We start from the raw sequence: 23084 nt of genomic DNA on the forward strand, positions 1-23084 counted from the left end.
GCTTGGCGCGCCGACCCGCTATCATGGCCCGCAACGTCTCACAGCATGCCAAGGAACCTTCATGAGTGGATTCGACGTCGGTGCACGTCTCAAGCAGTTGCGCAAGTTGCGTGACCTGTCGCAACGCGAGTTGGCCAAACGCGCCGGCGTGACCAACAGCACCATCTCTCTCATCGAACAGAACAACGTCAGCCCCTCGGTCAGTTCGCTGAAGAAGATTCTCGATGCCATGCCGGTCTCGATCAGCGAGTTTTTTGCCGGCGAGGAGACCAGCCCGCAAGAAAAATTCTTCTATCGTGCCGAGGAGCTCACCGAGATCGGCGACGGCAATCTTTCCTGGCGCCTGGTGGCGGCGCGTCATCCCAGTCGAGGCATGTCGATCATCCACGAACATTACCCGCCCGGTGCCGATACCGGCGAGGAAATGCTCGAGCACGAAGGGGAAGAAGGCGGCGTCGTCATCGCCGGCAGTATCGAACTCACCGTGAACGGCGATACGCAATGCCTGCATGCGGGCGATGCTTACTATTTCGACTCCCGCCTGCCCCACCGCTTCCGCAACCCCGGCGATGGCGACTGCGTCATCGTCAGTGCCAACACGCCGCCGGGATTCTCGGAGGGCGGCGCCAGCACGCACCATCGCCGTTGACCGTGCCTGACGGCCGCGTTCGCCTTACTCGTGGGTGGCGGCGGGCGGAAGCACCCAGTTGAGGACGATGCCGACCAGGGCGGCCAGGCTCACGCCCTGCAGGGCGTATTCGCCACTGCCGAGCTGCATGCCACCGATACCGAACACCAGGATCAACGACACCACGACCAGGTTGCGTGGCGCCGTCAATGACTGCCCGCCGCGTACCAGGGAATTCATCCCCACTACGGCGATGGAGCCGAACAGCAACGTCATGATGCCTCCCATCACCGGCGTGGGGATGGTCTGCAGCAACATGCCCAGCTTGGAGACGAAGGCCAGCACGATGGCCGTGCAAGCCGCGACGATCATGATCACGGGATTGAAGTTGCGGGTCAGCGTCACCGCCCCGGTCACTTCCGAGTACGTGGTGTTGGGCGGTCCCCCGAACAATGCCGCCACCGCAGTGGCCAGACCGTCGCCCAGCAAGGTCCGCTGCAGACCGGGCTTCTCCAGATAATTGCGACGCGTCACCGAACCGATCGCGACCATGTCGCCGATGTGCTCGATCACCGGCGCGATGGCCACCGGAATCATGAACAGGATCGCCGCGAGATTGAAGGTCGGGGCCACGAAATCCGGCAATGCCAGCCAGGCGGCGTCGTGCACCGGCGAGAGATCGATCACGCCCATCGCCAGGCCCAGTGCATAGCCGACCACGATCCCGCCCATGATCGGAATCAGACGGATCAGGCCGCGCCCGAATACCGCCAGTACCAGGGTGACCAGCAGACTGACCATCGACAGCGTGATGGCCTGGCCATAGCCCATGTCGCTGTTCTGTCCGGTGGCCATGTCCACCGCGACCGGCGCCAGGGCCAGGCCGATCACCATGATCACCGGCCCCACCACGACCGAGGGCAGCAGGCGATGCAGCCAGGCCGTCCCCTTCAAGCGCACGATCTGCGAGATTGCCACGTACACCAGCCCGGCCACGAACAGGCCACCCAATGTGGCAGGAATGCCGTAGCTGGCCACCGACCCTTGAATGGGCGCGATGAAGGCGAACGACGATGCCAGGAACACCGGAATGCTGCGCTGGGTGACGAACTGGAAGAGCAGCGTGCCGATGCCCGCCGTGAACAAGGCCACGCTGGGATCCAGTCCCGTCAGCAAGGGCACCAGCACCAGCGCACCGAAGGCCACGAACAGCATCTGCGCCCCCGTGATCAAGGTGCGTAGCGGGGTGTCGGTCGGCATGGTTGCCGTATCGTCGGTGGTCATCGGGAGACTCCTGGCATTGGGGGGGAGAAGCGCACGCGCGGCATTCTAGCAACCCTGGTCGTTGAATCGCAGCCTGGTCAGGCCAGTTGAGAAGCAGCCAGCAGCGAATCACCGTTTTCCCATGCCGTCGTGGCCGTCCCACGCACGAATGGACGCGTGGCACGCATACCGAAGAGCTGACCGGGCCCTGCCATTGCGGTGCCGTCCGGATGGATATGCTCCCCTTCCAAGCAAAGAGCCCCGCTCGATACACATCGAGCGGGGCCTCAGCCTCGTTCAGACAACCGCCGGCACGATCTTGAGCGACCCCGGCAATATCCGGGGCGATGGCGGGCGGATCAGGTGATCCGCCCCGTCATCATTCGCGAGAACCGGCGGCCATCCACGCCTCCATCATTTCGTCATAGGGAACCGTCTTGCCCTGCGGCATCTCGTCGTCGAGCTTCGGTTTCGGCGAACCCGGCTGATCGAGCCAGTACTGCGGATCACGCTCCTCGTTCAGGTTGGGCGCATAGGTATCGAAGACCTTGGCTCGCGCCAGGCGCGCCATGATGTTGTCGAGATCCCTGGCCAGGTTGTCGAGCGCCTCCTTGGGCGAGATATCGCCACTGACCGCCGGCGACAGGTTCTGCCACCACAGCGGCGCCATGCGCGGGTAGTCCGGCACGTTGGTGGAGGACGGCGTCCAGTTGGATTCGTTCGGGCTACGATAGAATTCCACCAGACCGCCCAGCTTGGGAGCCATCTCGGTCATCTGTTCGGAGAAGATGTCCGATTCGCGGATCGGCGTCAGCCCCGCCATCAGCTTTTCCAGCGACACTGTCTTGGAGACGGTGAACTGGGCGAACAGCCAGGCAGCCGTGCGACGATCCTCAGGCGTCGAGTCGAAGAAGGTCCAGGCCCCCACGTCTTGATAACCGACCTTCATACCCTCTTCCCAGTAAGGCCCTGTCGGGGACGGCGCCATGCGCCACTTGGGGTTGCCCTCTTCATCGGTGACCGGCAGTTCAGGGTCGGTCATGTCGGCCGTGAAAGCGGTGTACCAGAAGATCTGCTGCGCGACATTGCCCTGGGCCGGCACGGGGCCGGCTTCGCCAAAGGTCATGCCGCTGGCTTCGGGTGGGGCATACTTGTCGAGCCAATCGACCATCTTGGTGACGGCGAACACCGAGGCCGGGGAATTGGTGGCCCCGCCACGCGACACGCTGGCCCCGACCGGCTGGCTCTGCTCGTTGACGCGAATCCCCCAGTCGTCCACCGGATTGCCGAACGGTACGCCGGGGCTGCCCATGCCCGCCATGGAGAGCCAGGAGTCGTGGAAACGCCAGCCCAGCGAGGGATCGCGACGACCATAGTCCATGTGGCCATAGACCTTCTCGCCATCGATCTCGCCGACATGCTCGGTGAAGAACTCGGCGATGTCTTCGTAGGCAGTCCAGTTGGTCGGCACGCCCAGGTCGTAGCCATAGAGCTCACGGAACTGCTTCTGCAGATCCTCGCGCTGGAACCAGTCATAGCGGAACCAGTAGAGATTGGCGAACTGCTGGGTCGGCAATTGATAGACGCTGCCATCCGGACCGGTGCCATACTGCAGGCCGATGAAGTCATCGAGATCCAGGGTCGGCAACGTATAGTCGGCCCACTCGTTTTCCATGGCGTCGGAAAGATTGATGGTGGTGCCGTAGCGAATGTGCGTACCGATGGAGTCGGTATCGTTGACGTAGCCGTCATAGATATTGCGACCCGACTGCATCTGGGTCTGCATGTTGTTGACGACATCCCCCTCGCCGATGATGTTGTGCGTCACCTCGATACCCGTCAGCTCGGTGAACGCGTCGGCCAGCACATCCCGCTCGTAGATGTGCGTGGTCAAGCCTTCCGCCACCGTGTTGATATCCATGCCTCTAAAAGGCTCGGCCGCCTTGGCGAACCACATCAATTCCTCGATCTGCTCTTCGCGTGTCAGCGTCGACTCCTGGAAGTGCTCATCGACCAGGCGCTCGGCGATGGCGCGAGTATCTTGATCATCGGCGTGCAGTCCCCCGCTTGCCAGCATCACGCCAGCCGCGAGTAGAGAGAGTCGCATTGTTGTATGTTTCATATTGACCTCGTGGTTTTGTTGTCGTCCCGTCCTGGACATTTCGCTCCATGCATTACCTTTATCCCCAGCGCATCAGTATCAACAACCACAGCACCGACACGCCCAGAGCCAGCCAAATACTGAACGGTGTAAACCCGATCACTATCAGGTGAATATAGGCAGCCGACAGCAGCGCGATGAAAAGGCGATCACCACGCGTCGTCGAGATTGGCAAGAAGCCCTTGCGCTCGATGGTCGGCGAAACGACTTCCCATGCCGTCATACCGGCGAGCAGGGCCGCGATCACGGCAAAGAAGATTGTGGTGGGCGTGGTCCAGACCATCCAGTCCATGTCACCGTCCTCCTCAGGTACGGCCCAGGGCAAAGCCCTTGGCAATGTGATTGCGTACGAAGTAGACCACTATGATGCCGGGCAGAATGGTCAAGGCACCGGCGGCAGCCAATGTCCCCCAATCGATCCCCGAGGCTCCCTTGGTCTGGGTCATCACCGACGCGATGGGCTGGGCGCCTGTGGAAGTAAGCGTGCTCGCCAGAAGCAGCTCCACCCAGGAGAACATGAACAGGAAAAACAGGGTGACCCCGATTCCCGAACTGATCATGGGAATGAATATCTTTATGAAAAAGCGCGGAAAGCTGTAGCCATCGATGAAGGCTGTCTCGTCAATTTCCTTGGGCACCCCGCTCATGAACCCCTCCAGGATCCATACGGCCAGCGGGATGTTAAACAAGCAATGTGCCAACGCGACCGCCACGTGCGTATCGAACAACCCGACGGTGTAGTAAAGCTGAAAGTACGGCAGCAAGAACACGGCCGGCGGCGCCATCAGGTTGGTCAACAGCCAGAAGAACAAATGCTTGTCGCCTATGAACTGATAACGACTGAAGGCATAAGCAGCCGGCAACGCCACCGCGATGCTGATCACCATGTTCATCAGCACATAGATGATCGAGTTCACGTATCCCATGTACCAGCTGGATTCGGTCAGAATCTTGGCATAGTGCTCGACCGTGAAGTTCTCGGGCCACAAGGTCAGCCCCCCGAGAATCTCGGCGTTTGACTGAAAGGACATGTTCAGCAGCCAATAGATCGGCAGCAGCACGAACACGAGATAGGCTGCCATCAGTCCCCGGCGACGCCACTGCCGAGAAGCCGGACGAGCCTTGCGACGCCGTCGATTGTCGGCTTCCGCTGCACGCTGGCGCACGGCTTCGGGCGTTGTGGGTGATGTGTGGCTCATGTCATGCCCCCTTGTTGTCATCTTTTTGCATGTTCATGATCGCGGTGTAGAACACCCAGGTGACCAGCAGAATGATCAGGAAGTAGATCAGCGAGAAGGCGGCGGAGGGGCCGAGATCCTGCTGACCGATGGCCATGGTGGTCAACGACTGGCTGAGGAAGGTGGTGGAGCTGCCAGGCCCCCCGCCAGTGAGCACGAAGGGCTCGGCATAGATCATGAAGGAATGCATGAAACGCAGCAGCACGCCGATCACCAGGACATTGGTCAGCTTGGGCAGTTGAATGTAGCGAAAGACGGACCATTTCGAGGCACGGTCGATGCGCGCTGCTTGATAGTAGGCGTCCGGGATCGAGCGCAACCCGCTGTAACAGAGCAACGCGATCAGCGGGGTCCAGTGCCAGACATCCATCAGGATGATCGTTGCCCAGGCATCCACGGGGCTCGCCGTGATGTTGTAGCCATACCCAAGCTCCCGCAGGCTCCATCCCATCAGGCCGATATCGCCTCGGGTGAACAGCTGCCAGATGCTTCCCACCACGTTCCAGGGGATCAAGAGCGGCATGGTGACCAGAATGAGGACCACCGATGCCTGCCATCCCCGCTTGGGCATGAGCAGGGCAATGCCGATCCCCAGCGGCACCTCGATAGCCAGGATGGTCAGCGAAAACGCGAACTGGCGAAGCAGTGCCCCCTGCAGCACGGGGTCGTTGAGCATCTTCACGAACCATTCGGTGCCCGTGAAAAAGCGCGTGTGGGCATCGAAAACGTCTTGCACCGAATAATTGACCACCGTCATCAGCGGAATGATCGCCGAGAAGGCCACCAGCAGGAGCATCGGCAGGATCAACCACCAGGCGCGGTTGTTGTAGACTTTATTCATGAGGAAGCTCCACCCGGAAGTCATCGACATATAACCCGATCTTCTCGCTCGGGAAGCGTAGCCAGGCTTTATCGACCGGCGTTATCTGATCTTCCTCGACACGCGCCTTCAGCGAGATACCACCGAGTGAGGCATACACGATCGAATAGGTCCCCAGATCCTGGGCATGCTCCACCTTCACTGCCATGCCGTCCTCGACCGGCTCCTGGTGCACCTCGATGAACTCGGGGCGAATTCCCAGCTTGACGTTGTCAGAGGTGGCACGCGCGATGCCGTCGTAAACTCGCTTGTCGACTAAAAGCGGCGCCTCACCGGAAAACACCTTGCCATCACGTACCGTGACGTCTAGAAAATTCATTCCCGGGCTACCGATGAAGTAGCCGACAAAGGTGTGGTTTGGCGTCTCGAACAACTCTCGGGGGGTGCCGAACTGCACGACCTGCCCCTCGTACATCACGGCTATCTTGTCAGCGAACGTCGACGCCTCTAGCTGGTCGTGGGTCACATAGACCATCGTGATGCGGAAGCGATGGTGAATTTCCTTGAGCTTGCGCCGCAGCTTCCACTTGAGCTGGGGGTCGATGACCGTCAGCGGCTCATCAAACAGGATCGCCGACACATCATCGCGTACCAGACCTCGCCCCATGGAAACTTTCTGTTTCTCATCGGCATTCAAATTCTTGGCCTTGCGCTTGAGCTGGGGCGTCAACTCCAGTACATCGGCCACTTCCATGACACGTTCATGAACACGAGCTTCCGGCGTTTTCATGTTACGCAATGGAAATGCCAGGTTGTCGTATACCGTCATGGTGTCGTAGATGACAGGAAACTGAAAAACCTGGGCAATATTGCGTTCTTCTGGCGGCAACGAATTGACAACCTTGCCATCGAAGAGCACCTCGCCGTTCGATGGCTCGAGCAAGCCTGAAATGATATTGAGCATGGTCGACTTGCCACACCCCGAAGGGCCAAGCAGCGCATAGGCACCGCCCTGATGCCAGACATGATTCATCTCGCGTATGGCATAATCCTGTGCTGTTGCGGGATTCTTCGAATAACTATGCGCCAGGGACTTGAGCGTGATCTCGGCCATGTCAGACTCCCCCCAGGTGCGCCGGGATATGTGCCACTCCGCCATCGCGGTCGAAGACATACAGTTTATGTACCGAGAAATAGAGCGTGACTGGCGCATCAACGTCAAACTCGTGCACGCCTTCGAGATGTACCGTCATGTAAAAATGCTCGTTATGCACATGCAGAAAAGTCTCCGAACCACTGATTTCAGCCAGATCGACGGTCATGGCAACTTCGATGTCGTTCGGGGTCCGGGGAGTCAGGGAAATATGCGAGGCACGAATGCCAAACCGATATTCCCCCTGTTTTAAATGTCGCAGGTCGTCTCCGATGGAAAAGTGGAGGCTGTCCCCGAAGCTGATTTTCGTACTCGAGATAAAACCCTTGACGACATTGATGGGGGGTTCCGAGAACATCTCGGCGGCCTTGATGTCACGCGGACGATGATAGACCTCGTCGGTGCGTCCATATTGCAGAAGCCTGCCTTCATGCAGCACTGCCGTATTGCCGCCCAGAGCAAGGGCTTCGGCAGGCTCGGTAGTGGCATAGACGGCTATGCATTTGCGCTCGCTGAATACGGCGCGCAGTTCCTCGCGGAATTCCTCGCGAAGCTTGTAGTCCAGATTGACCAGCGGCTCGTCGAACAGCACCACATCGGCATCCTTGACCAGAGCGCGCCCCATGGCCGTGCGCTGCTGCTGACCACCGGAAAGCTCCAGAGGCAAGCGATCGAGAAAGGGCTCCATGTGCAGCATTTCGGCGATGCTTCGCACTCGCCGATCCAGCTCGGCACGCCCCACCCTGGCGAGACGCAGGGGGGAGGCAATGTTCTCGTACACCGTCAGGCCGGGATAGTTGATGAACTGCTGATAGACCATGGAGACATTACGATGACGCACGGAGCGCCCCGTGACGTCCTCTCCATTCATCAGAACCCGCCCCCGGGTCGGCATGTCCAGCCCCGCCATCAAGCGCATCAGCGTGGTTTTACCTGCCAGCGTCCGGCCCAGCAGGACATTGAAGGATCCCGGCTCGAGCGTCAGGTTCATGTCGGCAATATATGTCTCGCCGCCGACAACCCGATCGATGTTTTCTAGGGTCAATGACATACGGATCTCGGCTGTTATTCGTTATGAGACCACGCGGCGTAGGCGTGTGAAATCACGTTAGTCGAGATTCGAATTCAGACACAAATGTTATTTATCGAAAATGACGCCCGGCGCTATCGACGACACGCCCCGATACTAGCAACCTTTTGTTTTTACTATAAAAAGACCCTGAGTAGAACTTTTGTCTACTTCATGGAGAAAAACGGCATTCAGCGCTTTCCGAGGGAGGGGAAATCATCTTTTCGCTTTCGAACATCAAAGGGCTGCATCGACAGCCCTGCTTCCTGGGGGGAACGTGAAGATGGGGGGAAGGAATCCATGCCCGCCTCGGCGCTGCCGATTCGGGCGTGTCGACACATGTCAGCGCGTGCCGAAGATCTTGTCGCCGGCATCCCCGAGCCCAGGGACGATATACCCGTTCTCGTCGAGGCGTTCATCGATGGACGCGGTATAGATTTCGACGTCCGGATAAGCCTCCTGCACCCGAGCAATCCCCTCCGGCGCGGCCACCAGCACGATGACCTTCACCAGCGGGCATCCCCGTGCCTTGAGCATGTCCAGAGTCGCCACCATCGAGCCTCCGGTGGCCAGCATGGGGTCGATGACGATCGCCAGACGCTCGTCGAGGTCGCCGACGAACTTTTCGAAATACGGCACCGGCTCCAGCGTCTCTTCGTTGCGATACAACCCGACGACACTGACACGCGCGCTGGGAATCAGATCGGTCACGCCGTCGAGCATGCCCAGACCGGCGCGCAGGATGGGCACTACCGTCACCTTCTTGCCCTTGAGCAACTCGACCTCGAGCATCTCGCCGCTCCACCCCGGAATCTCGGTCTTCTGGGTCTCGAGATCCTGTGTCGCTTCGTAGGTCAGCAGCTTGGCGACTTCGCTGGCAAGTTCACGAAAGCTCTTGGTGCTGATGCCGGCTTCGCGCATCAGGCCCAGCTTGTGCTTGACCAGGGGGTGTTGAATGGCATGAACGCTCATGTCGGGGGGTATCCTTTCGGCGATGACGAGCCGGACCTCACTCGTCCCGGCCGGGGAATGGCAGCGGCAGAGACGTGGGACGATCCGGATTTGCGCGTATTCTAGCGCGCCAGGGGGCGCGGGTTAAGGGCGGCACGGGTCCTGCCTGCGTCAACCCTCGGGCTGCATCGGCAATTGCCAGTCGATGCCTTGCCGGCCGCGAGCGCTCAAGAAAGCATTGGCCTGGGAAAAATGCCGCTGACCGAAGAAACCACGATGCGCCGACAGCGGCGAGGGATGCGGTGCATGCAGGACCAGATGTTTCTGACGATCGACGAACGCGGCTTTCTTCTGGGCATAGCTGCCCCACAACAGAAAGACCACGCCTTCGCATTGTTCGTTGACCACCTGGATCGCACGGTCGGTGAAGGTCTCCCACCCCTGGCCGCGATGAGCGCCGGCATTGCCCTGTTCCACGGTGAGTACGCTGTTGAGCAGCAACACGCCCTGTCGCGCCCAGGTCTCGAGAAAACCGTGCGGCACCGGTGTCACGCCCAGGTCCTGGGCCAACTCCTTGTAGATGTTCTGCAGCGAGGGCGGCGCAGGAATGCCCGGGCGTACCGAAAAGCACAACCCGTGCGCCTGGTGAGGCCCGTGGTACGGATCCTGGCCCAGAATCACCACGCGCACCTGATCCAGCGGGGTCAGTTCGAAGGCGCGGAACCAGTGTGCGGAATGCGGGTAGATGACCTTGCGCGCGGCTTTTTCGCGCGCCAGGAAATCACGTAACGCCTGCATGTAGGGCGCATCGAACTCGGGGCCGAGATGATGCTGCCAACTGTCCGGCAAGACCTGTGACATCGCGGAACTTCCTTGCCTCTGACGGTGGATGATCACGAATCGCGCGAACGCACCTGATCGACCAGCGGCTCGACATAGGCGACGCCCATGTCCCACGGGAACTGGATCCAGCAGTCCTGCGCCACTTCGGTCAGATACTGATCGACCAGAGGACGTCCCTCGGGTTTGGCATACACGGTCACGAAATGCGCCTCGGGCAGCATCTCGCGCACCGCGCGTGCGGTGTTGCCGGTATCCACGAGATCATCGACCAGCAACCAGCCCGCGCCGTCGTGATCGATCCCCTTCATGACCTGCAGACCGCCTTGATCCTGGTGCTCATAGCTCTTGATGCACACGGTATCGACCAGGCGCACATTGAGCTCGCGGGCGATGAGGGCGGCGGGGATCAATCCGCCGCGGGTGATCGCGACGATGCCCTGAAAGTCGCGTTCGACGAGCTGGTGACACAGGGCACGCACATCGCGATGCAGCTGGTCCCAGGAAACGGTGAATTGCTGATGGTAACGGTCGATACTCATGGGTAGGCCACACGGAAGCGTAAGGAAACCGGCGGGACGCGATGCGCCCCGCGTGCGTCATTCGTTTTCGGTAAAGGTGCACACCGCGAATACACCGTGGCCGGCATCGCGAATCTTCTGTGCGCCACCCAGTTCGGGCAGGTCGATGATGGTCGCGGTCTCGACGACCTGGCCGCCGCTGCGCTGGATCAGCGAGGCCGCGGCCAGCATGGTACCGCCGGTGGCGATCAAATCGTCCATCACCAGGATCCGGTCGCCTTCGCGGAAGGCATCGGAATGCAGCTCGACGGTGGAAGCGCCATATTCCAGCGTATAGGTTTCGCTGATGGTCTTGAACGGCAGCTTGCCTTTCTTGCGCACCGGCACGAAGCTGCAGCCCAGCTCATAGGCGACCGGCGCGCCGATGATGAAACCGCGCGCATCGATCGCGGCGATCGCATCCAGGTTCAGTTCCTGATAGCGGTGCACGAAACTGTCGATGAGCTTGCGGAACGCGGCGCTGTTCTGCAGCACCGGCGTGATGTCACGGAAATTGACGCCCGGCTGGGGCCAATCGGGAACGGTACGGATGACCGATTTGATGTAATCGCCATAAATGCTCATCTGAGGCTCCATCAGCAATGCTCGCGACTCGCGCCGCGACGGGCAGCGGACAAAGCCGCAAATGGTACCCAATGCCAGGCCAGGAATCGAGAGCGCATGACCGCGCGTTCGTTCATTCGCTGCGACGCGATGCCAGCACCCGCTCCACCGTCTCGACGATCGCCTGGGTCTGCGGGTCGACCTCGACGTTCACCCGCTCGCCCAGCACGCGCTCGCCCAGGGTCGTGCGCGACAGGGTCTCGGGAATCAAGTCGACGCAGAAGCGCGCGCCGTCGACGGCACCGATGGTCAAACTGATGCCATCGACGCCAATATAGCCTTTCTCGAACAGAAAGCGCGCGTGTACTTCCGGCACCGCGAACCACAGACGGCGGTTGTTGGGCGCCTCGTCCAGCTCATCCAGTACCGCCTGGCAGAGGATGTGCCCCGACATGGCATGGCCGCCGATTTCATCGCCGACGCGGGCCGCGCGTTCGAGATTGACGCGATCACCCACTTCCAGGGCGCCCAGATTGGTCAGCCGCAGGGTTTCGCGCATCAGGTCGAACGCCACCCGGTTGCCGTCGATATGAGTCACGGACAGGCAGCAGCCGTTGTGCGCCACCGAGGCTCCGGTCTGCAACCCCTGAATCATTTCCTCCGGAAACGCCACCACGTGGCGGCGGAATTGCGTCGCCTCCTCCACGGCCACCAACGTTCCCACTCCCTGCACGATACCGGTAAACATCTCGACTCCTATCCCAATACGCCACCAGCCGGTGGCCACGACGACCATCACTATATCATGGGCCGACCACCCCACATCGAGCAGAGAAATATGCTCTACATCGGCCTCCAGGCAGGTCATCTCGCCAGGCAATTGCCATGGCATGAAAACCTGGCCCAGGCACGTTGACAACGAGAGCCGCCCCGCCTAGTATTCGCCGATTCTTGAGCGCCGATTTGTACCCAGATTGCGGGCGCTCCCGGGTCCGTCCCGGGAAAATACCGCTAAAAGGGTGTGTCCAGCGTTGATGGCCACCCGCCTGGGTGGCCTTTTTTTATGGGCCCGCCGACAAATCCCGCCACACCGGCAACCCGACGCCCTATAATGACGGGTTTGCCACACGCGACGTCACGCCGGGCTCGCCCTGCCCCACAAGGGCTCGCTGGCTTGCCGACGGCCAAGACGTCCAACGCATCGACCCGAACGAAGACGATGATCAAACTCGAAGGTGTCTCCAAAACCTATGGCGCCGGCCCCACGGCGGTCCACGCCCTCAAAAACATCGACCTTGACGTCCCGCAGGGCGCCATTCACGGCGTCATCGGCCTTTCGGGGGCCGGCAAGTCGACGCTGATACGTTGCGTCAATCTGCTCGAGCGTCCCACGTCGGGCCGCGTCATCGTCGACGGCCAGGACCTGACCCGACAGGATGCCGAGGCATTGCGGCAATCGCGTCATCAACTGGGCATGATCTTCCAGCACTTCAATCTGCTGGCCTCGCGCACCGTTTTCGATAACGTGGCCCTGCCTCTGGAGTTGATGGGTGTGTCGAAGAGTGACATTCGCGAGCGCGTCGAGCCACTGCTCGACCTGACCGGGCTGACCGACAAGGCGCGACAGTATCCGGCCCAGCTCTCCGGCGGCCAGAAACAGCGCGTGGCCATCGCGCGGGCTCTCGCCAGCCGCCCCAAGGTATTGCTGTGCGACGAGGCGACCTCCGCGCTCGACCCCCAGACCACGGCTTCGATTCTCGAGCTGCTGCAGGACATCAACCGCAAGCTGGGCCTGACCATTCTGCTGATCACCCACGAAATGGAAGTGGTCAAGAGCATCTGCCATCGCGTCGGCCTGATCTCCGACGGCGAACTGGTGGAAGAAGCCGATGTCGGCGATTTCTTCACGGCGCCCGCCACGCGTCTGGGACGTGATTTCCTCAACGCCTTCCTCGAGCTCGAGCCGCCCCAGGCCCTGGTCGAACGCCTCGAGGAGACAGCCGGTCCTCACACCCACCCTGTCGTGCGACTGGCATTCTCCGGCGCCACGGTCGCGACACCGCTCATTTCGCGCCTGGCCCGCGACAGCGGCGTCGACGTCAGCATCCTGCAGGCCAAGGTGGAGTCGATCCAGGGACGCACGCTCGGCCTGATGATCGCCGAGCTCATCGGCTCGCCCGACACGACGTCGCGGGCACTCACGCAACTCGAAGCACACGATATCAACGTGGAGGTACTCGGCCATGTCCAGCGCGATGCTTGAACTGATCCTCGAGGCAACGCTCGATACGCTTTATATGGTCGCGCTGTCGGGGGCGGTGTCGGCATTGATCGGCATCCCGCTGGGGGTGCTGCTGTACGTCACTCGCCCCGGCCAGATCCTGGCGCAGCCATTCGCCCAGCGCGTGCTCGCCATCGTGACCAACATCGGCCGCTCGATTCCCTTCATCATTCTGATGGTGGCGATCATTCCCTTCACGCGCCTGATCGTGGGCAGCTCCATCGGCACCAATGCCGCCGTGGTCCCGCTCATCATCGCCGCCATTCCCTTCGTGGCGCGCCTGGTGGAAGGCGCATTGAACGAGATTCCTCCCGGGCTGATCGAGGCCGCGCAGGCGATGGGGGCGACGCCCTACCAGATCATCACCAAGGTCCTGCTGCCGGAAGCCAAGGGCGGCATTCTCAACGGCCTGACGATCACCGTCGTCACACTGGTCAGCTACTCGGCCATGGCCGGCGCCGTCGGCGGCGGCGGGCTGGGCGACCTGGGCATACGCTACGGCTACAACCGCTTCGATCCCCTGATCATGCTCATCACCGTGGCGATCCTGGTGATCATGGTGCAAGGCTTCCAGAGCCTCGGCGACCACCTGGTACGCAAGGCCGACCACAAATGAACACGTGGTCAGTCAGAAAACGCAAAGCTATAATAGGCGCGTCTTTTATACTCAAAAAAGCATAAATGCTTTCGGGAGCCGGCCCTCCCCGCCGGCGAGACCACCTCGTTCAAGGAGAAACATACGATGAACACCCCTCTGGCTCACGTTCTACGCCCCGCGCGTCTGCTCGGCGCCGCGGCACTGCTGGGTGCCGGCCTGATCGCCGGCTGCGGCGGTGACGATGCCGAGACGCAGTCGATCAAGGTAGGCACCGTGGCCGGCCCGGAAACGGACGTCATGCAAGTCGCCAAGCAGATCGCCAAGGACGAATACGGCCTCGACGTCGAGATCGTCGAGTTCACCGACTACGTCTCGCCCAACGCCGCACTGGCCGATGGCAGCCTGGACGCCAACGCGTTTCAGCATGAGCCCTATCTGAACAGCATGGTCGAGGATCGCGGCTACGACTTCGCCATCGCCGGCAAGACCTTCGTCTACCCGATCGGCGCCTACTCCGAGCGCTACGACGACATCGCCGACCTCCCGGATGGTGCGAGCATAGCGCTGCCCAACGACCCGTCCAACGAGGGGCGTTCGCTGATCCTGATGCACAACGAGGGCCTCATCGAGCTCAACGACCCCGAGAATCTCGAAGCCACGCCGATCGACATCAGCAACAACCCGCATGACTATGAGTTCCGCGAGATCGAAGCCGCGCAATTGCCGCGCGTGCTGCCCGATGTCGACCTGGCATTCATCAACAACACCTTCGCGCAGCCGGCGGGCCTCAGCCTCGATGACGCGCTGATCAAGGAAGGTCCCGAATCGCCTTACGTCAACCTGATCGTGACGCGCGAAGGCAAGCAGGATGACGAGGCGATCCAGAACCTGGTCAAGGCCTACCAGTCGCAAGCAGTCATCGACAAGGCCGACGAACTGTTCAAGGGCGCCGCGGTTCCCGGCTGGAAGTAACCTCCGCTCTGTCCTCGCAACTCACAGGCCGGCCTCGCGAGGCCGGCCTGTTTCGTTACCCCTCGCAAACCTCGCTCCGGAGACACCATGAGTGACTACGCCCTGCTCGCCCGCCAGCTCGAAACGCTGCTGGACACTCGCGACTGGCTGACCAACACGGCGCAAACCTGTGCCTTCTTGATGCACGAAATTCCCGACCTCAACTGGGCCGGCTTTTACCTGCAACGCCAGCCCGGCACCCTGATCCTCGGCCCCTTCCAGGGCTTGCCGGCCTGCAACCCCATCCCGTTCGACAAGGGCGTGTGTGGCGCCGCCGCGACGTCCCGCCACACGCAGCGCGTCGCGGACGTCCACGCGTTTCCGGGACATATCGCCTGCGATGCCGCTTCGCGTTCGGAACTGGTGGTTCCCATCGAGTGCGGCGCCGAGCTCTGGGGCGTGCTGGATCTGGATAGCCCGCAGCCGGCGCGCTTCAGCGACGCGGACCAGGCCGGCATCGAGCGCCTGGTCGACGTGTTCGTTGCCGCCAGCGATCTGCCGACCCCGGAGGCATAACGCAAAAACCCCCGATGCCTGGCATCGGGGGTTTTTGCTAAAACTGGTAGGACCGAGCGGATTTGAACCGCTGACCTCCACGATGTCAACGTGGCGCTCTAACCAACTGAGCTACGGTCCTGCAAATCGGATTGTCGGGCAGTCGAAAGCAAGCGTGGAGCAATCTTTCATCTTGCAACGCTTGGTAGGACCGAGCGGATTTGAACCGCTGACCTCCACGATGTCAACGTGGCGCTCTAACCAACTGAGCTACGGTCCTATCTTTCGCACGATGTCGGTCTTTCATTCGACTTTCATCGTCCTTGCCTCGCAACTCGTTCATTTTCATCGAGTCGCGCTTGCCGCTGGCGACGCTCGCCTTGGCAACGGATGCGCATTCTACGCAGATCACCGGAAAATGCAAGCGTCGAAGACAAAAAATCGCCGACGCTCAAACGCTTGACCGTTGTCTGCCATCGAACATTGCCACGATCATGCCGACCGCCACGATCAGGCCGGCGCCGCGATGCCGCTTCATGCTCGGCCACGTGTCTCGGCGGAGCACTTGACCCTCTCGATGGCGTCCAGCCAGCCACGATAGAGACGTTCGCGCTCGGCCTCCTCCATGCTGGGCTCGAAGGTGCGCTCGCAGCGCCATAGCCCGGCGATCTCATCGAGATCGGCATACCATCCCAGTTGCAGCCCGGCGAGATAGGCGGCGCCCAGCGCCGTCGTCTCGAGCACCGTCGGCCGGTCGACCGGCACGCCCAGCATGTCGGCGAGAAACTGCATTACCCAGTTGTTGCTGACCATGCCACCGTCGACTCGCAATCGGCCAGCGCTGGCTTCGATGTCGTCATCCATGCAGGCCTGCAGGTCCCGCGTCTGATAGCACACGGCCTGAAGCCCTGCCGCGACGATCTCGGCGATCCCCGTGTCACGCGTCAACCCGAAGATCGCACCGCGCGCCCCCGGATCCCAATGCGGCGCCCCCAGCCCGGTGAAGGCCGGCACCAGATAGACGCCGTGCCCTGCCCGCGTCTGACGTGCCAAGGCTTCGGTCTCCGAGGCATCAGCGAACAACTTGAGCCCGTCACGCAACCACTGCACGGTAGCACCGGCCACGAAGATACTGCCCTCCATGGCATAGGTCGTCTTGCCGTTCAGCCGATATGCCACGGTCGTCAGCAGACGATTATGCGACACCTCCGCCTTCTCGCCGGTATTGATGATCATGAAGCACCCCGTGCCATAGGTGCTCTTGGCCATGCCCGGTGCAAAGCAGGTCTGCCCCACCAGAGCCGCCTGCTGGTCGCCGGCGATCCCGGCGATGGGCAAGGGACCGCCCAGCCAGTGCGGCTCGGCGCGCCCGAAGTCGGCGCTCGAGTCCTTGACCTCCGGCAGCAACGAGGCCGGAATCTCGAACAGCGACAACAATGCCTCGTCCCATTGCTGGGTATGAATGTTGAACAGACAGGTACGCGAGGCATTGGTGGCATCGGTGGCATGCTCGCGGCCACCCGTCAGTCGCCACAGCAGGAAGGTATCGACGGTACCGAACGCCAGCTCGCCACGTTCGGCCCGTTCGCGTGCGCCGGGCACGTTCTCCAGCAACCAGCGCAGCTTCGTCGCCGAAAAGTAGGGGTCGATCAACAGCCCCGTGCGGGATTGGATGAAAGCCTCATGGCCGGCGTCGATCAGCGACTGGCAGTAGGCGCCGGTGCGTCGATCCTGCCAGACGATCGCGCGATGCAGGGGCTCCCCGGTACGCCGATCCCACAGCAAGGTGGTTTCGCGCTGGTTGGTCATGCCGATGCCGGCGATTTCCTCGATCGACGCCCCGGTACTCTCCATCACCTGCCGGCAGGTACGCAGTACCGACTGCCAGATATCCTCGGCGTCGTGCTCGACCCAGCCGCTGGCGGGAAAATGCTGGGCGAATTCTTCCTGCGCCACGCCCGCGACTCGCCCCTGGCGGTCGAAGAGAATCGCCCGTGAACTGGTGGTGCCTTGATCGATCGAAAGCAGATAGGAGTGCATGTCCATTCCTGTTCATCGAAGTTCGTTTTTGTCGGAAAAACCTATGCCTATTTTCGCTTTACAACAATCTATAATGGCTTTTTCCCTACTAGACCATGGTTTAACATGACTCATCCGACCCCATTGCAGCACCATTGCGACGCTCTCGACTCATGCTTCGACGCGCTTCGCACATCCGCTGCTTTCTGCCCTTTGTGACGGGAGTCCGCATGACACAACAAGACCGCCATGACGCCATCGTCACCCTCGTCAAACGCCAGGGATACGCGTCCATCGAGCAATTGACACGGCATTTTTCCGTCACCCCGCAGACGATTCGCCGCGACCTCAATCAACTGGCGGACGAAGGCGCCATCAAGCGCGTGCACGGCGGCGCAGGGCTGGAATCGAGCACCGTCAACACCGCCTACCATACACGCAAGACCCTCAACGCCGATGCCAAGCAACGCATTGCCGAATGTGTCGCTGCCCAGATTCCCGACCGCGCCTCGTTGTTCATCAACATCGGCACCAGCAACGAGATGGTCGCCGAAGCCCTGCGCGGCCACCAGGGGCTGGAGGTCATCACCAACAACCTCAACGTCGCGGCCATCCTGCAGCACAAGGAAGACTTCAACGTCATCATTGCCGGGGGACAGGTGCGCTCGCGAGATGGCGGCATCATCGGCGAGGCGACGATCGACTTCATCAACCAGTTCAAGGTCGATTACGGCATCATCGGCATCAGCGGCATCGACGACGATGGCTCACTGCTCGAGTTCGACTATCAGGAGGTGCGTGTCGCTCAAGCCATCATCCGCAACTCGCGCCAGGTGTTCCTGACCGCCGATCACTCCAAGTTCCACCGCAACGCCGTGGTCCGCCAGGGCAACATTGCGCAAATCGACGCGCTATTCACGGACCGCCACCCCCCGGAAGGCATCCAGCGCCTGCTGCGCGAGCATGACGTGACCCTCCACCTGGCCGATACCCCTTCCTGATACTCCCTGCCTGATACGGCTTTCCGAACATGGCGCTCTTCGTGGCGTCATGTTCGCATTGCCCCTTGATGTTCGTTTTCGACTACGCTACTTTCACAATCGAATACTGCAGTCGTCATCGACGATCACCGACCTGCGACATCAACCTTGCGGAGCCTGCCATGAACGCCTGCCCCCGACAGGACATACTCGATCTCTTCGTCATCGGCGGTGGCATCAATGGCACCGGTATCGCCAACGATGCTGCCGGTCGCGGCCTGCGTGTCGCCCTGAGCGAGCAGCGTGACCTGGCCAGCGCCACCTCGTCGGCGAGCAGCAAGCTGATCCACGGCGGACTTCGCTATCTCGAACACCGCGAGTTTCGCCTGGTCAGGGAGGCGCTGCACGAACGCGAAGTTCTGTTGCGCAAGGCGCCGCACATCGTCTGGCCGCTGCGTTTCATCCTGCCGCATCAGCCGCACCTGCGGCCGGCATGGATGATTCGTGCGGGCCTGTTTCTCTACGATCACCTTAGCCAGCGCGACAACCTGCCCGCATCACGCAGTCTTCGTTTCGGCGCCGACAGCCCGTTGCAACCGAGCATCAAGCGCGGTTTCGAATATTCGGACTGCTGGGTCGACGACGCACGACTGGTGATCCTCAATGCCATGCAGGCACGCGAAAAAGGCGCCGACATTCAAGTCGGCAGCCGCTGTATCGGCGCAAAGGCAGAAGATGGCATCTGGCATATCACGCTGGAAGACGTCACCACCGGCAAACGCCAGACACGCCACGCCAGGGCTCTGGTCAACGCGGCCGGCCCCTGGGTGGAGAACGTGGTGCGCGAAGGCGTGCAACGCGATTCGCGTTACGGCGTGCGCATGATTCAGGGCAGCCATATCGTGGTTCCGCGCCTCAATGGCGACGAGCGCGCCTACATTCTTCAGAACCGTGACCGGCGCATCGTCTTCGTTCTACCCTATCAGCAAGACTACAGTCTGATCGGCACCACCGACGTACGCTATCAGGGCGACCCCGCCCAGGTCAGCGCCAGCCGACAGGAGATCGACTATCTCCTCGAGGTGGTCAACCAGCACTTCACGCATCCCCTTACCCACCAGGATGTCATCGCCACCTTTTCCGGTGTGCGTCCATTGTGCGATGACGAGTCCGCCGACCCGTCGGCGATGACGCGTGATTACACGCTCGATCTCGACGCACGCGACGCCCCGCTGCTTTCCGTCTTCGGCGGCAAGATCACGACCTATCGCAAACTGGCCGAAGCCGCGCTGGAGCAACTGTCACCGTACTTCCAGGATATCGGCGAGGCCTGGACCGCCGGCGCCGTCCTGCCGGGGGGCGACATCGATTCGCGTGAAGCCTTTGCCATGCAACTCGTGCGTGATTACCCATTCCTTGGCGAAGCACGTGCACGACGATTCGCTTCGAGCTATGGCTCGCTCTGCCTGCGCTTTCTGCACGACACGACCCACGAAGCCCAATTGGGCGATACCTTCGGCGCCGGGCTGACGCAGGCCGAGGTCGATTATCTGGTCCGCGACGAATGGGCCCGCTCGACAGACGACATCCTCTGGCGGCGCACCAAACTCGGTCTACGCCTCGACGCTGCGCAGCAGGAGCGGCTGACCACTTATCTCGAGCGTCACCGCCGGGAACACGCCGCCTGAGGCGCGACGCAGCAAGAATCTTGGCCCAACGGCCGCCTGGCCTGATACGCTCAAGACTCACGCTACCAGGGACGGTAACGCACCGCTCGCTATCGGGAGCTGGTGCTGTCGAGAACGAGGCCATGACCATTACAACGATCATCGAGACGACGCTGGCACTGCTGGCACTACTGCTCTTCGCGGCGACGGCGATTCCGTGGCTGAACCTGCGCTACTGGTGGGTACGCGGTTTCGACTTTCCCCGCATGCAACTGGCGATTCTCGCCGCCGTGACGCTCCTCGCCCTGCTGACCACCCTGCCATGGGGCGTCTGGGGATGGGTCGGTGCAGTCGCCGCGCTCATCGTCATAGGAGTACAAGGCGGCAGCATTTATCACTGGACACCGCTCGCCAGGTGTCATGTGGTCGATGCCGACGGCGAAGATGCCTCGCGGCAATTCTCGCTGCTGGTCGCCAATGTTCTCACCAGCAACCGCCAGTCGGCATCCCTCATGCGCCAGATCCGCGAGACCGACCCGGATATCGTGCTGACCCTGGAATCGGATGCCTGGTGGCAGGAGCGCCTCGACGAGACGCTCGACGAGAGTCATCCGTATGCCACCCGGATTCCGCTCGACAATCTTTACGGCATGCACCTGTATTCTCGCCTGCCGGTACACGCCCCTCAGATCGAGTGGCTGATCCAGGATGATATTCCCTCGATCCACGGCTGGTTCGAACTTCCCAGCGGCGACCGTGTGCGGTTTCACGCCGTCCACCCAAGGCCGCCTGCGCCCGGCGAAAGCGATGAATCCTTGTGGCGGGATGCCGAACTCTTGCTGGTCGGTCAGACGATTCGCGACTCGGGGCTCCCCACTCTGGTGGCCGGCGATCTCAACGATGTGGCATGGTCGAAGACCACCCGTCTGTTCTGCCGCATCAGCGGAATGCTCGATCCACGCCGGGGTCGCGGTCTCTACAGCACCTTTCATGCCGAGTATCGATGGCTGCGCTGGCCCTTGGATCATGTCTTCGTCAGCGAACATTTCACCCTGGTGGCCCTGCAGCGCCTCTCGGCCTTCGGCTCCGATCATTTCCCGATCCTCGCCACCTTTCGCTACCACCCGGCACGCGCCGACGAAAACGACAGTCCCGAGGCCGATCGCGAAGAACGCCAGGATGCCGAGGAAACCATCGAGGAAGCCCACGAACGACGCGGCGAAGCGCCCGTCAAGCACGACGACTGACGTCCACACGACATGGGCGCCCCGGGGGCGCCCATGTCGATGCCGATGCTTCTCGCCACGCGCCTGCCGACGACAGGCACCAGGGCGGCTGTCTCCTGCCTTACCCGGGGATCCCGCCATGCGTCAGTTGCGCGGGGTCGAGCAGGCGTTCGAGTTCCTCGCGCGACAGGTCGGTTTCCTCCTCGGCCACGTCGATGATCGGCCGCCCTGCCTGATAGGCTTTCTTGGCAACCTGCGCCGCCGCGTTGTAGCCGATCACCGAGTTGAGTGCCGTGACCAGGATGGGGTTGCGCGACAGCGGTGCCTCGATGTTGTCGCGACGCACGTTGAACGTGGCAATGGCACGATCGGCGAGCAGCGTGCTGGCCCGTGACATCAAGCGCACCGAAGTCAACAGGTTGCTGGCGATCAACGGCAGCATGACGTTGAGCTGAAAGTTGCCACTCTGGCCTGCGACCGTGACCGCGCTATCCAGCCCGATCACCTGGGCCGCCGTCTGCGCGGCCGCCTCGGGAATCACGGGATTGACCTTGCCCGGCATGATCGAGCTGCCCGGCTGCAACGCTTCGAGCTCGATCTCGCCCAGCCCGGCCAAGGGACCGGAGTTCATCCAGCGCAGGTCGTTGCTGATCTTCATCACCGCGCAGGCGTAGGTCCGCAATTGCCCGGAGAGTTCGACGGCGGCATCCTGCGAGCCCAGGCTGGCGAAGAAGCTGTCGTTGGGGCGCAGACGCAGTCCCGTCTGCTCGCTGAGCGCCTTGGCGACGCGTTCGGCGAATTCGGGGTGGGCATTGATCCCCGTGCCCACGGCCGTGCCCCCGAGCGCCAGACGCGCCAGACGCGACTGCGTGCCTTCCAGCCGCTCGATGGCCTGGGCAATCTGATTGGACCACCCGCCCAGTTCCTGGCTCATGCGGACGGGCATGGCATCCATCAGGTGGGTGCGCCCGGTCTTGACGACATCGTCGACGTCGCGCGCCTTGGCATCGATGGCCGACTGCAGATGGCGCAATGCAGGCAGCAGGTCGTGTTCGACCGCCAGCGCCGCCGACAAGTGCAGCGCCGTGGGAATCACGTCGTTGCTCGACTGCCCCATGTTGACATGATCGTTGGGTCCCACCTCGGTGCCCGCCCGAGCCGCCAGGTGCGCGATCACCTCGTTGACGTTCATGTTGGTCGAGGTGCCCGACCCGGTCTGGAACACATCGATCGGAAACTGGTCGGCATGCTCGCCATCGACGAGACGCTGGGCAGCGGCGGCGATCGCCTCGGCACGCTCGTCATCGAGCAGGCCGAGATCGCGATTGACCTGCGCTGCCGCCAGCTTGATCCGCGCCACGGCCTGGATGAACTCAGCCGGCATCGCCTGGCCGCTGATGGGAAAATTGTTGATGGCACGTTGCGTCTGTGCGCCATACAGCGCGTCGGCGGGAACCTCGAGCTCCCCCATGCTATCGCGTTCGATGCGCGTCTCGCTCATGACAGCCTCCTCTCGGTTGAGGTCACCAGTGTGCGGGCCGCATCATGGCGATGCCAATC

The 23084-nt window shown here is 61.7% G+C and carries 22 protein-coding genes and 2 tRNA genes; 8 read left to right on the forward strand and 16 right to left on the reverse strand.

Annotation, left to right across the window (positions count from 1 at the left end; all coding sequences use genetic code 11):
* Positions 1-61: 61 nt before the first annotated feature.
* Positions 62-649 (forward strand): cupin domain-containing protein, encoded by a 588-nt coding sequence (locus tag CSAL_RS10615; RefSeq protein WP_011507384.1) that lies wholly within the window; start codon positions 62-64, stop codon positions 647-649.
* Between the two features lie 24 nt (positions 650-673).
* Here CSAL_RS10615 and CSAL_RS10620 read toward each other — a convergent pair whose 3' ends face one another.
* The 12 genes from CSAL_RS10620 to CSAL_RS10675 all read right to left on the reverse strand — a co-directional run bounded on the left by CSAL_RS10620 (position 674) and on the right by CSAL_RS10675 (position 11995).
* Positions 674-1912, reverse strand: coding sequence for a uracil-xanthine permease family protein (locus CSAL_RS10620; RefSeq protein ID WP_011507385.1), 1239 nt, complete (start codon positions 1910-1912; stop codon positions 674-676).
* Positions 1913-2270: 358 nt separating this feature from the next.
* Positions 2271-4013, reverse strand: a complete 1743-nt coding sequence (locus tag CSAL_RS10625) for an ABC transporter substrate-binding protein (protein WP_043558398.1) — start codon at positions 4011-4013, stop codon at positions 2271-2273.
* A gap of 58 nt (positions 4014-4071) precedes the next feature.
* Positions 4072-4344, reverse strand: a complete 273-nt coding sequence (locus CSAL_RS10630; RefSeq protein WP_011507387.1) for a DUF2160 domain-containing protein — start codon at positions 4342-4344, stop codon at positions 4072-4074.
* Positions 4345-4357: 13 nt separating this feature from the next.
* Positions 4358-5251, reverse strand: a complete 894-nt coding sequence (locus CSAL_RS10635) for a carbohydrate ABC transporter permease (protein WP_043558401.1) — start codon at positions 5249-5251, stop codon at positions 4358-4360.
* Position 5252: 1 nt separating this feature from the next.
* The gene (locus tag CSAL_RS10640) at positions 5253-6131 is read right to left on the reverse strand and encodes a carbohydrate ABC transporter permease (protein WP_011507389.1); all 879 of its coding nucleotides are present in this window, start codon (positions 6129-6131) and stop codon (positions 5253-5255) included.
* Complete coding sequence (locus CSAL_RS10645) at positions 6124-7224, reverse strand: ABC transporter ATP-binding protein (RefSeq protein ID WP_011507390.1); 1101 nt, start codon at positions 7222-7224, stop codon at positions 6124-6126. Before CSAL_RS10645 ends, CSAL_RS10640 begins: the two co-directional genes overlap by 8 nt.
* 1 nt (position 7225) lies before the next feature.
* The gene (locus CSAL_RS10650) at positions 7226-8314 is read right to left on the reverse strand and encodes an ABC transporter ATP-binding protein (protein ID WP_011507391.1); all 1089 of its coding nucleotides are present in this window, start codon (positions 8312-8314) and stop codon (positions 7226-7228) included.
* 360 nt (positions 8315-8674) lie between these two features.
* Positions 8675-9304, reverse strand: coding sequence for a uracil phosphoribosyltransferase (gene upp, locus CSAL_RS10655; protein ID WP_011507392.1), 630 nt, complete (start codon positions 9302-9304; stop codon positions 8675-8677).
* 150 nt (positions 9305-9454) lie between these two features.
* Positions 9455-10144 carry a uracil-DNA glycosylase gene (ung, locus tag CSAL_RS10660; protein ID WP_011507393.1) on the reverse strand — a complete coding sequence of 230 codons (690 nt, stop codon included), beginning with the start codon at positions 10142-10144 and terminating at the stop codon, positions 9455-9457.
* Between the two features lie 32 nt (positions 10145-10176).
* Positions 10177-10665, reverse strand: a complete 489-nt coding sequence (gene gpt / locus CSAL_RS10665) for a xanthine phosphoribosyltransferase (protein WP_011507394.1) — start codon at positions 10663-10665, stop codon at positions 10177-10179.
* Positions 10666-10722: 57 nt separating this feature from the next.
* Positions 10723-11268 carry an adenine phosphoribosyltransferase gene (locus CSAL_RS10670; RefSeq protein ID WP_011507395.1) on the reverse strand — a complete coding sequence of 182 codons (546 nt, stop codon included), beginning with the start codon at positions 11266-11268 and terminating at the stop codon, positions 10723-10725.
* A gap of 112 nt (positions 11269-11380) precedes the next feature.
* Positions 11381-11995 carry a riboflavin synthase gene (locus CSAL_RS10675; protein ID WP_011507396.1) on the reverse strand — a complete coding sequence of 205 codons (615 nt, stop codon included), beginning with the start codon at positions 11993-11995 and terminating at the stop codon, positions 11381-11383.
* Positions 11996-12466: 471 nt separating this feature from the next.
* On the opposite strand from CSAL_RS10675, the gene CSAL_RS10680 reads away from it, so the two are divergent.
* From CSAL_RS10680 to msrC, 4 genes are all read left to right on the forward strand, one after another.
* Positions 12467-13510: a methionine ABC transporter ATP-binding protein gene (locus CSAL_RS10680; RefSeq protein ID WP_011507397.1), complete on the forward strand. Its 1044-nt coding sequence runs from the start codon at positions 12467-12469 to the stop codon at positions 13508-13510.
* Positions 13491-14144, forward strand: a complete 654-nt coding sequence (locus CSAL_RS10685) for a methionine ABC transporter permease (RefSeq protein ID WP_035412204.1) — start codon at positions 13491-13493, stop codon at positions 14142-14144. Before CSAL_RS10680 ends, CSAL_RS10685 begins: the two co-directional genes overlap by 20 nt.
* A gap of 126 nt (positions 14145-14270) precedes the next feature.
* Entirely contained in the window at positions 14271-15098 is an 828-nt protein-coding gene (locus CSAL_RS10690; protein ID WP_011507399.1) for a MetQ/NlpA family ABC transporter substrate-binding protein, read from the forward strand.
* Positions 15099-15185: 87 nt separating this feature from the next.
* Positions 15186-15653: a free L-methionine (R)-S-oxide reductase MsrC gene (gene msrC, locus CSAL_RS10695; protein ID WP_011507400.1), complete on the forward strand. Its 468-nt coding sequence runs from the start codon at positions 15186-15188 to the stop codon at positions 15651-15653.
* A 44-nt stretch (positions 15654-15697) separates the two neighbouring features.
* Here the strand turns inward: msrC and CSAL_RS10700 are convergent.
* The 3 genes from CSAL_RS10700 to glpK all read right to left on the reverse strand — a co-directional run bounded on the left by CSAL_RS10700 (position 15698) and on the right by glpK (position 17672).
* Positions 15698-15774: transfer RNA gene (locus CSAL_RS10700), tRNA-Val, on the reverse strand.
* A 61-nt stretch (positions 15775-15835) separates the two neighbouring features.
* Positions 15836-15912: transfer RNA gene (locus CSAL_RS10705), tRNA-Val, on the reverse strand.
* A gap of 254 nt (positions 15913-16166) precedes the next feature.
* Positions 16167-17672 (reverse strand): glycerol kinase GlpK, encoded by a 1506-nt coding sequence (glpK, locus tag CSAL_RS10710; protein WP_011507401.1) that lies wholly within the window; start codon positions 17670-17672, stop codon positions 16167-16169.
* A gap of 209 nt (positions 17673-17881) precedes the next feature.
* Here glpK and CSAL_RS10715 point away from each other — a divergent pair, with 209 nt between their 5' ends.
* From CSAL_RS10715 to CSAL_RS10725, 3 genes are all read left to right on the forward strand, one after another.
* On the forward strand, positions 17882-18652 hold the full coding sequence (locus CSAL_RS10715; RefSeq protein WP_011507402.1) for a DeoR/GlpR family transcriptional regulator: 771 nt from the start codon (positions 17882-17884) through the stop codon (positions 18650-18652).
* Between the two features lie 161 nt (positions 18653-18813).
* Positions 18814-20319, forward strand: a complete 1506-nt coding sequence (glpD, locus tag CSAL_RS10720; RefSeq protein WP_011507403.1) for a glycerol-3-phosphate dehydrogenase — start codon at positions 18814-18816, stop codon at positions 20317-20319.
* A gap of 122 nt (positions 20320-20441) precedes the next feature.
* Positions 20442-21545: an endonuclease/exonuclease/phosphatase family protein gene (locus CSAL_RS10725; RefSeq protein ID WP_011507404.1), complete on the forward strand. Its 1104-nt coding sequence runs from the start codon at positions 20442-20444 to the stop codon at positions 21543-21545.
* A gap of 100 nt (positions 21546-21645) precedes the next feature.
* Here the strand turns inward: CSAL_RS10725 and CSAL_RS10730 are convergent, their stop codons facing one another.
* Positions 21646-23025 (reverse strand): class II fumarate hydratase, encoded by a 1380-nt coding sequence (locus CSAL_RS10730; protein WP_011507405.1) that lies wholly within the window; start codon positions 23023-23025, stop codon positions 21646-21648.
* Between the last annotated feature and the right edge of the window lie 59 nt (positions 23026-23084).

Origin of the sequence: Chromohalobacter israelensis DSM 3043 (assembly GCF_000055785.1) — a bacterium.
Classification (GTDB): domain Bacteria; phylum Pseudomonadota; class Gammaproteobacteria; order Pseudomonadales; family Halomonadaceae; genus Chromohalobacter; species Chromohalobacter israelensis.

What these genes read in the sequence shown, in the direction of transcription:
- CSAL_RS10685 (WP_035412204.1), top strand. Translation starts at nt 13,491, where the DNA reads ATGTCCAGCGCGATGCTTGAACTGATCCTCGAGGCAACGCTCGATACG.
- CSAL_RS10645 (WP_011507390.1), bottom strand. Translation starts at nt 7,224, where the DNA reads ATGGCCGAGATCACGCTCAAGTCCCTGGCGCATAGTTATTCGAAGAAT.
- glpK (WP_011507401.1), bottom strand. Translation starts at nt 17,672, where the DNA reads ATGCACTCCTATCTGCTTTCGATCGATCAAGGCACCACCAGTTCACGG.
- msrC (WP_011507400.1), top strand. Translation starts at nt 15,186, where the DNA reads ATGAGTGACTACGCCCTGCTCGCCCGCCAGCTCGAAACGCTGCTGGAC.
- ung (WP_011507393.1), bottom strand. Translation starts at nt 10,144, where the DNA reads ATGTCACAGGTCTTGCCGGACAGTTGGCAGCATCATCTCGGCCCCGAG.
- CSAL_RS10635 (WP_043558401.1), bottom strand. Translation starts at nt 5,251, where the DNA reads ATGAGCCACACATCACCCACAACGCCCGAAGCCGTGCGCCAGCGTGCA.
- CSAL_RS10690 (WP_011507399.1), top strand. Translation starts at nt 14,271, where the DNA reads ATGAACACCCCTCTGGCTCACGTTCTACGCCCCGCGCGTCTGCTCGGC.
- gpt (WP_011507394.1), bottom strand. Translation starts at nt 10,665, where the DNA reads ATGAGTATCGACCGTTACCATCAGCAATTCACCGTTTCCTGGGACCAG.
- CSAL_RS10725 (WP_011507404.1), top strand. Translation starts at nt 20,442, where the DNA reads ATGACCATTACAACGATCATCGAGACGACGCTGGCACTGCTGGCACTA.
- CSAL_RS10625 (WP_043558398.1), bottom strand. Translation starts at nt 4,013, where the DNA reads ATGAAACATACAACAATGCGACTCTCTCTACTCGCGGCTGGCGTGATG.
- CSAL_RS10615 (WP_011507384.1), top strand. Translation starts at nt 62, where the DNA reads ATGAGTGGATTCGACGTCGGTGCACGTCTCAAGCAGTTGCGCAAGTTG.
- CSAL_RS10640 (WP_011507389.1), bottom strand. Translation starts at nt 6,131, where the DNA reads ATGAATAAAGTCTACAACAACCGCGCCTGGTGGTTGATCCTGCCGATG.
- glpD (WP_011507403.1), top strand. Translation starts at nt 18,814, where the DNA reads ATGAACGCCTGCCCCCGACAGGACATACTCGATCTCTTCGTCATCGGC.
- CSAL_RS10620 (WP_011507385.1), bottom strand. Translation starts at nt 1,912, where the DNA reads ATGACCACCGACGATACGGCAACCATGCCGACCGACACCCCGCTACGC.
- CSAL_RS10730 (WP_011507405.1), bottom strand. Translation starts at nt 23,025, where the DNA reads ATGAGCGAGACGCGCATCGAACGCGATAGCATGGGGGAGCTCGAGGTT.
- CSAL_RS10715 (WP_011507402.1), top strand. Translation starts at nt 17,882, where the DNA reads ATGACACAACAAGACCGCCATGACGCCATCGTCACCCTCGTCAAACGC.
- CSAL_RS10650 (WP_011507391.1), bottom strand. Translation starts at nt 8,314, where the DNA reads ATGTCATTGACCCTAGAAAACATCGATCGGGTTGTCGGCGGCGAGACA.
- CSAL_RS10675 (WP_011507396.1), bottom strand. Translation starts at nt 11,995, where the DNA reads ATGTTTACCGGTATCGTGCAGGGAGTGGGAACGTTGGTGGCCGTGGAG.
- CSAL_RS10630 (WP_011507387.1), bottom strand. Translation starts at nt 4,344, where the DNA reads ATGGACTGGATGGTCTGGACCACGCCCACCACAATCTTCTTTGCCGTG.
- CSAL_RS10670 (WP_011507395.1), bottom strand. Translation starts at nt 11,268, where the DNA reads ATGAGCATTTATGGCGATTACATCAAATCGGTCATCCGTACCGTTCCC.
- upp (WP_011507392.1), bottom strand. Translation starts at nt 9,304, where the DNA reads ATGAGCGTTCATGCCATTCAACACCCCCTGGTCAAGCACAAGCTGGGC.
- CSAL_RS10680 (WP_011507397.1), top strand. Translation starts at nt 12,467, where the DNA reads ATGATCAAACTCGAAGGTGTCTCCAAAACCTATGGCGCCGGCCCCACG.